This is a genomic window from Microbacterium umsixpiens (genome assembly GCF_053543675.1).
On the sequence record NZ_JBLVOH010000256.1, the window covers coordinates 1 to 743 of the forward strand.

The window sequence follows — 743 nt, forward strand, 5'->3', positions numbered from 1 at the left end:
CCCCCACATCCCCCTCCGATATCGTGGGGCGATGAGCGACGAAACGCCCCTTCCCGAGCGCAGCAGACTCGTGCAGCAGCACCTTGTGGATGCAGGGGTCGACACCACCATCCACGTCCTGCCGGACTCGGCGCGCACCGCCGCGGCCGCGACCGCGGCGATCGGATGCGACGTCGCCGCTATCGCCAACAGCCTCGTGTTCATCGCCGACGGAGAGCCGGTTCTCGTCATGACCAGCGGCGGCCACCGGGCGGAACTCGCCGTGCTCACCGCCAGCATCGGCGCGCGGGAAGTGTCGATGGCACCGGCCTCCGTCGTCCGCGCGGCCACGGGCCAGGCCATCGGCGGCGTCGCACCGGTCGGGCATCCGACCCCGCTGCGCACGTTCCTCGACGACGCGCTCCAGCACCACGACGAGCTGTGGGCGGCAGCCGGCCACCCGCACACCGTCATGCCGCTCACGTTCGACCAGCTGCGCCTCATCACCGGGGGCACGGTCATCGCCGTGGCTTGAGGCTGACTCGATCTCCCCGGGGGGCCGACTAGCCGCGTGACTCCCCGCCACCGCCGCGGGACCGACGCCGCGGAGCTTCTGCTCCGACGGCATCGACCCCGGTGCGCGGATCAGCCCTGGGTCTCGCGTCGTCGAGCGCGTACGGCGGCCAGAGTGGTGAGCGCGACGCCGAGCAGAAGCGCGCCACCGGCGCCCCAGAGCATGACCGCCGGCACATCGCCACCGGTCG

General features: G+C 72.7%; 1 protein-coding gene. It reads left to right on the top strand.

The window, feature by feature from the left end; genetic code table 11:
• The first annotated feature begins 31 nt into the window (after window positions 1–31).
• Window positions 32–514, top strand: coding sequence for a YbaK/EbsC family protein (locus ACNPM4_RS20900; protein ID WP_448987044.1), 483 nt, complete (start codon window positions 32–34; stop codon window positions 512–514).
• The last annotated feature ends 229 nt before the right edge of the window (window positions 515–743 follow it).